General features: G+C 71.5%; 3 protein-coding genes and 1 pseudogene. All 4 read left to right on the top strand.

Features of this window, described 5'->3' with window-relative positions:
• The first annotated feature begins 116 nt into the window (after positions 1-116).
• The 4 genes and pseudogenes from ACY5KJ_RS01020 to ACY5KJ_RS01005 all read left to right on the top strand — a co-directional run bounded on the left by ACY5KJ_RS01020 (position 117) and on the right by ACY5KJ_RS01005 (position 4,347).
• On the top strand, positions 117-986 hold the full coding sequence (locus tag ACY5KJ_RS01020; protein ID WP_462202528.1) for a DUF6039 family protein: 870 nt from the start codon (positions 117-119) through the stop codon (positions 984-986).
• A gap of 16 nt (positions 987-1,002) precedes the next feature.
• Positions 1,003-1,770, top strand: a pseudogene (gene fabD / locus ACY5KJ_RS01015) (ACP S-malonyltransferase); the annotation flags it as partial.
• Between the two features lie 323 nt (positions 1,771-2,093).
• Positions 2,094-3,404, top strand: a complete 1,311-nt coding sequence (locus ACY5KJ_RS01010; RefSeq protein ID WP_462186018.1) for a PfaD family polyunsaturated fatty acid/polyketide biosynthesis protein — start codon at positions 2,094-2,096, stop codon at positions 3,402-3,404.
• Positions 3,405-3,414: 10 nt separating this feature from the next.
• Entirely contained in the window at positions 3,415-4,347 is a 933-nt protein-coding gene (locus tag ACY5KJ_RS01005; RefSeq protein WP_462202527.1) for a DUF6039 family protein, read from the top strand.
• The last annotated feature ends 38 nt before the right edge of the window (positions 4,348-4,385 follow it).

The following is a 4,385-nucleotide window of genomic DNA, read 5'->3' as shown; positions in this document are numbered from 1 at the left end:
CTCCACAGGCCTGTGACCTGCGATGATGCTCTCGATCACGTATTTGTTACTTCATTACGTCCCCCTAGCGTCAGGGCTGTCCTCTCCGTACCAGGCGTACCAGAAGGGCAGGTCAGATGAGCCAGGCGGTCATCGGTGAACTGCGACCGGCGTCGGCCCAGAGCCCCGTCCCGCCGCAGCGGCAGCTGCATTCGGGTAATGCGGGTTTCATCATCGCGCGCAGTACCCAGCTCAAGTACGAGCACAGTGCCGAGGGGCGCCGGCTGTTCGGCGACGTCATCACCTACATGAACCGGGCGGACCTCAACGGCGCCTCGTTCTTCTTCTACGAGGAGCTGTTCGGCCGCAAGGACCGCGTCCACTGGCTGATCCACTGGAAGACGCCGAACGACTACTCGATCAGCCTGCGCATGGTCGACCACGACGAGAAGATGATCGATCTGCTGGAGAGCGACCGCGTCGTCGACGACAACAGCGCGGGCATGTGGGGCCGGGCCGTCGTGGAGAGCAGCGTCCAGGAGCGCATCCTGGTGCACGAGGAGGGCGAGCACGAGGACAGCGAGGTCTGGGTCGACCCCGCCCTGCTGCAGACGGGGCAGTCCGAGGACCAGCTGCTGCACTCCGGCAACGCCCTGCTCACGATGCACCGCACCGGACAGGCCCTGCACGAGTTCCGCAAGGAGGCCAGGCACTTCGCCTTCGCCTGGCAGAAGCTCGTCAACGCACGGCTCGCCGGGCGCGTCTCCTCGTACAGGTACGAGGAGACCTTCGGCGTGATGGACCGGCTGCACTGGCTGGTGCACTTCACGTCGTTCGACGCCTACCAGGAACTGACCGACCTGGAGCGCACCGACGACGAATTCCGCACGTTGATGACCAGGGACTACATCTCGCCCGTCAAGGGTGGGGGCGGCTGGGGCCGCACCTTCATGCCGGGCACGATCGAGGACACCCTGCTGGTGCCCTACCAGTACCCGGCCGGCTGAACCCCCGGCGTCGTCGATGAGGGTCTGGGTCTTCCCCGGTCAGGGGTCGCAGCGCGCAGGGATGGGTGCGGAGCTGTTCGACCGGTTCCCGGAACTGGTCGCCACCGCCGACGACGTGCTGGGCAGGTCGGTGCGTGAGCTGTGTCTGTCGGGCCCGGAGGGCGAGCTGGCCGACACGCGGTGGGCGCAGCCGGCGATCTTCGTCGTCAACGCCCTCGCCCACCGGGCCGTGTCCGAGCGGGAACCACCGCCCGACTACCTGGCCGGGCACAGCCTCGGTGAGTACAACGCGCTGCTCGCCGCCGAGTGCTTCGACTTCGCCACCGGCCTGCGCCTGGTGCGGCGGCGCGGTGAGCTGATGGGTGAGGCGGCGGGTGGCGGGATGGCGGCCGTGGTCGGGCTCGACCCGGACGAGGTCACCGCGCTGCTGCACCGGTGCGGGGTCGCCGACAGGGTCCAGGTCGCCAACGAGAACTCGGTCACCCAGGTGGTGGTGTCGGGTGAGGCCGAGGCGATCCGTCTGGTGCGCCACGCGGTCCGCGAGCTGCCCGGAAAGCGGTGCGTCCCGCTCGCCGTCAGCGCGGCGTTCCACTCGCGGTACATGGCGGACGCGGCGCGTCGGTTCGGCGAGCACCTGGCGGGCGTCGTGTTCCGTGACCCGGCCGTGCCGGTGATCGCGAACGCGACCGCCGCGCCGTACCCGGTGGGCGGGGTGGCCGCTCTGCTGGCGCGGCAGATCGACAGCCCGGTGCTGTGGCGGAGGTCGATGCGCGAGCTGATTCGACGTGGGGTCACCGAGGCGCGCGAGGTCGGCGACGCCAGGGTTCTCACCCCGCTGTGGCAGGCCGCGGTGGCCGAAGGTCCCGAGCCGGACGGGGCCGCGGCGGCCGACGGTCCTGGGCCGAACGGGGCCGAGTTGGCCGAAGGCCCCGCGCCGAACGGGGCCGCGGTCGGACGTTCCGGGTGGGACGCGGTCGTGGTCGGGGGTTCCGCACCGGCCGCGCCGGCACCGGCGGCACCGGCGGCGAACGGTCGTGCCCAGCCGGAACGCGAGGTCGACCCGGACGCCGCCGCGCTGGGCAGCGCCCGGTTCCGGCGGCCTACGGCCTGCGGTACGCCTACCTCGCCGGTGCGATGTTCCGTGGGGTCGCGTCGGTCGAGTTGGTCACCCGCATCGGGCAGGCCGGGCTGTTGGGCTACTTCGGGTCCGGCGGACTCGATCTGGCCGAGGTCGAACGCGCCGTGCTGCGGCTCGCCGGCACGCCGGGCCTGACCTACGGCGTCAACCTGCTGCACGACCTGGCCGACCCGGCGGGCGAGGAAGCGGTCGTGGACGTCCTGCTGCGCCACGACGTGCGGTTCGCCGAGGCGGCGGGGTTCACCTCCGTCACTCCGGCGGTGGTGCGGTTCCGGTTCGCCGGGGCGCGCCGCGGGCCGGACGGGGCGCCGGTCGCGGTCCGCCATGTCCTGGCGAAGGTGTCCCGGCCGGAGGTGGCGGCTGCCTTCATGGCCCCGCCGCCGGCCGACCTGCTGCGCGGCCTGGTGGACCGGGGCGCGCTGACGCGCGGCGAGGCGGAGGTGGCGCGGCGCCTGCCGGTGGCCGGTGAGGTGTGCGTCGAAGCCGACTCGGGCGGGCACACGGACGGGGGAGTGGCGCTGACCCTGATCCCGTCCCTGGCCCGGCTACGCGAGCGGGTGGTGGCCGAACACGGCTACAGCGACGGGGTGCACCTCGGCGCGTCGGGCGGTCTGGGTGCGCCCGAGGCGGCGGCGGCGTTCGTGCTCGGCGCGGACTTCGTGATGACCGGCTCGGTCAACCAGTGCTCGCCGGAGGCGGGCACCTCCGACGCGGTCAAGGACCTGTTGTCCGGCCTGGACGTGCAGGACACCACCTACGCCCCGGCGGGCGACCTGTTCGAGCTGGGCTCGCGGGTGCAGGTGGTCCGCAAGGGCACGCTGTTCGCGGCCCGCGTCAACCGGCTCTACCAGCTCTACCGGCAGCACGGCGGCCTGGAGGAGCTGGACGCGGGCACCCGGGCTGCCCTGGAGCGGGACTGCTTCCGGGCGCCGCTGGAGCAGGTGTGGAAGCAGACCCGCGAGCACTACCTGGGCATGGGGCGTCCCGACGAGGTGGAGCGCGCCGAACGGGACCCCAAGCACCGCATGGCGCTGGCGTTCAGGTCCTACTTCGCCCGTACCAACCGCCTGGCCACCGCGGGCGACGAAGCCGAGCGGGCGAACTTCCAGATTCACTGCGGCCCGGCGATCGGCGCGTTCAACCGCTTCGTCGCCGGGACGCCGTTGCAGGACTGGCGCGCGCGCCACGTCGATCTCATCGCCGAGCGGCTCATGGTCGGCGCGGCCCACGTGCTGCGGGAAAGACGAGCGGCGCTCACCGGTGCCGCGTCACGAGAATGAGGGAGAAGCAGTGACCGAAGTCGGCAACGGCACCCCCACCGTGCGCTCAGCTCTGCACCAGACGAGCCAGCCGGTAGACCGGGTGCTGCACTCGGGTAACTGCGGCGCCCTGGTGCAGCGTTCGGCCCAGATCGCCGCCGGCCAGGCAGACCTGGCGCGTGACCTCGCGCGTGAGGCCGCGCAGTTCGTCAACGGCAAGCAGGACGGCCTGGCGACGGTCTTCGTCTACGAGGAGACCTTCGGCGTCAAGGACCGCGTGCACTGGCTGATCCACCTGCGGTCCCTGGAGGACTACGACGCTCTGGTCCATCTCGGGGGCGCGTCTGACCTGCGCGACGGCGTGCTGGGCGGCTACGTGGCGCATCAGCGGGCCCGGGACTGGGGGGCAGCGTTCGTACCCGGCAGCGTCGAGGAGCACATGATGTTCCCGCAGCGGTGGGGCATGTTCGGCACGGCGACCGAGGCGATGGCCAAGGACCCGTCCCTGAGCCCCCTGAAGGCCGACTCGCCGGTGCCGTGGTTCGAGGTGCTGGGCGCGGCCCACCAGACCGCGCAGGATCCGGACCGGATCCTGACCACCGCCAGCGCGGGCGTGATCATGCACCGCGTGATCGACTTCAGCTACCAGTTCCGCGCCGAGGCGCGGCTGTTCGCCCGGACGGTCGCGGAGAACATGAACCTCAACGCGACCGGCCACGCCACGGCGCTGGTGTTCGAGGAACTGTTCGGCCCCATGGAGCGCGTGCACTTCTTCATCCACATGAAGCACCTGAGCAGCATGTACGTGCTCATGGGCATCGATGCGCGCACGGATCCCACCGCGCCGCGCGCCGCCTACATGCGGGACTGGGTGTCGCCCGAGCGGGGTGCGGGCGGCTGGGACCGCATCATCCGCGAGGGCGGCGGCCGGGCCCACGCGCTGACCGCGCAGCAGTGGGGCTAGCGAGGACGCGCGAAGGGGAGGAAACCCGGGATCTGTTG

Source organism: Frankia sp. CcWB3 (assembly GCF_977927595.1).
The sequence above is the reverse complement of the archived record's forward strand: the minus strand, read 5'-3'. Positions and strand labels throughout refer to the sequence as shown.

Coding starts and splice junctions, on each gene's coding strand:
- ACY5KJ_RS01020 (WP_462202528.1), top strand. CDS start 117: ATGAGCCAGGCGGTCATCGGTGAACTGCGACCGGCGTCGGCCCAGAGC.